The organism is Propionibacterium australiense (assembly GCF_003666605.1).
Classification (GTDB): Bacteria; Actinomycetota; Actinomycetes; order Propionibacteriales; family Propionibacteriaceae; genus Propionibacterium; species Propionibacterium australiense.
Window position 1 is genome coordinate 1 of sequence record NZ_RCIV01000051.1, and the last position, 1,946, is coordinate 1,946.

The window sequence follows — 1,946 nt, forward strand, 5'->3', positions numbered from 1 at the left end:
ACGCGAAAGCCATCCAGTCCACGGGTTTCCTTGACATTTTCCCGGACACCCCGCCACTGGGCGACAAGGGCTATACCGGGTTGGGCATGATGACCCCGATACGCAAACCACCAGGGGGCGGGCTCACGGACTGGCAGAAACAATACAACAAAATCGTCAATTCGTTACGAGTCCCAGTCGAACGAGCAATCGCCCACCTGAAAACCTGGCGAATACTCCACGCCGGCTACCGCTGACCCCTACACGCCCTCCCACGAACCATCACAGCAGTCATCGCACTATGGCCGTCATGAAACAAGATCGGTTTCTGGTTGGGGTTTGGGGAGGTGTTCGAAGTCGTAGTCGAAGGTACGACCAGTGACGTATGAAGCGAAAGCTCCGAAAGTTTGGTCCGGGGTTTCGTGCTGGATGTTCGCGATATTGGTTTTGGCGGTGTTCCAGACGTGCTCGACCGGGTTGTGGTCGGGGGCGTACGGCGGCAGGAAGATCGGTGTGATGCGTTCCAGGAGCTGACCTGGCTGGTAGAGACTGGTCAGGGCTTTGGCGTGGTGGAACCGCGCGTTGTCAAGCACAACAGCGATCTTCTGGGTTTGGTTTCGCGCTGGAGTCGTTCCAGAGCACCGATGATCTGTTCGGTGTTCTGGTTCCCCTCGATCGGATACAGCCGCATCTTCTTGCTGGTCAGCGACAGTGCGCCGAAGAAGGACTGGGAAACTTTCTGCCGGTCCACGTAGAACTTGGTGCGTTGTCCTTTGGGCAGCCACATGCGGCGGGTCTCTGCTTCGTGTTCCAGGCGCACCTCGTCTACGGCGTAGACCTCACAGCCGGCCTCCAACAGCTGGTTGACTTGGGCCTTGACCTCGGTCATGCGCCGGGTGATGGCCTGTTCGTCGCGGTGCTTGTCGAACGGGTCGGGCAGTTTGAAACTCAGCCCGCAGAACCGCAGAAGAAGCTGATACGAAGAGTCCGACTCGTACTCCACGTCGAATAGAATCTTCACTACGTCTCGTAGGGCCGGCACGTCCCAGAACTCGGCGTCGATACCGGACCGGGACGGCGGCTGGGCCAGGACTGCCTTGAGGTCCTGTTTCTGGGTGCGGGTGAGTTTCGCGGCGTTCTGGTTCCCAGCGTGCCCGGTCAACACCGAACACATCCTGCTGGCCTGCCAGCCGGCAAGCCACTCCCGAACGGTTTTCTCGCTGCGCTCGACCATTTCAGCGATAATCCCCACATCGACACCACGAGAGGCATACAAGATGGCTTCGGATTTCATCCGCACCAGCACGTAATTGTCTGTACGTTTCTTCCACCTGATCAGGACAGCGGTTTCTTCCGGGGTGACCTCGACCTGCATGCCCCAATCATATCCGAAAACAAGACCAGAAATCCATCAAGAATACGGTTTTGTTTCATGACGGCCATAGAACTCTACAAAAACAGTTTTGAATAACCCCTCGACTTCATTTTTGCTCGAACTCTCCTTCAAATCGACACCGATGGTTCCTCGCCTTCTACTCCGGACAGAAAAACAGCGGGCAAATCTGGATTGTTCTTTTTAAGGTTAAACTGCTGAATTTTACTCAGTTCAGGAGTGTACCCGACAGTGCCATCAGAAAAATCCTGATCGCAAATGGATTGATACAAAGAGGTGATAAATTCCTGCCATATCGGTGATGTATATTGCTTAAACGCAGCTTCGCCTTCGGATAGAAACCGGTAACCATCCGCTCTGTAAAAAGTTAAAAGAGCAACCCCTTTTGTACATTGGGAATTCCGCAAGACAGCTCTTGGAATATCAAAGCCGTTGTCCCAATTATAATGAGGCTTATTCATGGGGTTTGTCCGGGTGGGGTTTAGCAATCTCGGATGAGGCGTGTCATTGAGTGTGAAAAGGCGGTCTGTCCCGAGATAATTAATGCGTGACCAAAAACAACCAAGGAACAGAC

Annotated in this window: 4 protein-coding genes; 1 reads left to right on the top strand and 3 read right to left on the bottom strand. The window is 54.1% G+C overall.

The annotated features are described in order from the left end of the window. The coding region (locus D9T14_RS13160; protein WP_147434137.1) for a transposase family protein at positions 1 to 236 on the top strand (236 nt) is incomplete at its 5' end. 51 nt (positions 237 to 287) lie between these two features. Here D9T14_RS13160 and D9T14_RS13795 read toward each other — a convergent pair. The 3 genes from D9T14_RS13795 to D9T14_RS13175 form a co-directional block, all read right to left on the bottom strand. Continuing rightward, positions 288 to 572 (bottom strand): transposase, encoded by a 285-nt coding sequence (locus D9T14_RS13795; RefSeq protein ID WP_170175771.1) that lies wholly within the window; start codon positions 570 to 572, stop codon positions 288 to 290. Further along, the gene (locus tag D9T14_RS13170; RefSeq protein ID WP_119162944.1) at positions 533 to 1,354 is read right to left on the bottom strand and encodes an IS630 family transposase; all 822 of its coding nucleotides are present in this window, start codon (positions 1,352 to 1,354) and stop codon (positions 533 to 535) included. The genes D9T14_RS13795 and D9T14_RS13170 overlap by 40 nt, the downstream gene beginning before the upstream one ends. Before the next feature lie 128 nt (positions 1,355 to 1,482). After that, positions 1,483 to 1,946, bottom strand: a 464-nt coding sequence (locus D9T14_RS13175; protein WP_220667497.1) for a DUF4274 domain-containing protein, incomplete at its 5' end; no start/stop codon positions are given.

What these genes read in the sequence shown, in the direction of transcription:
- D9T14_RS13170 (WP_119162944.1), bottom strand. Translation starts at nt 1,354, where the DNA reads ATGCAGGTCGAGGTCACCCCGGAAGAAACCGCTGTCCTGATCAGGTGG.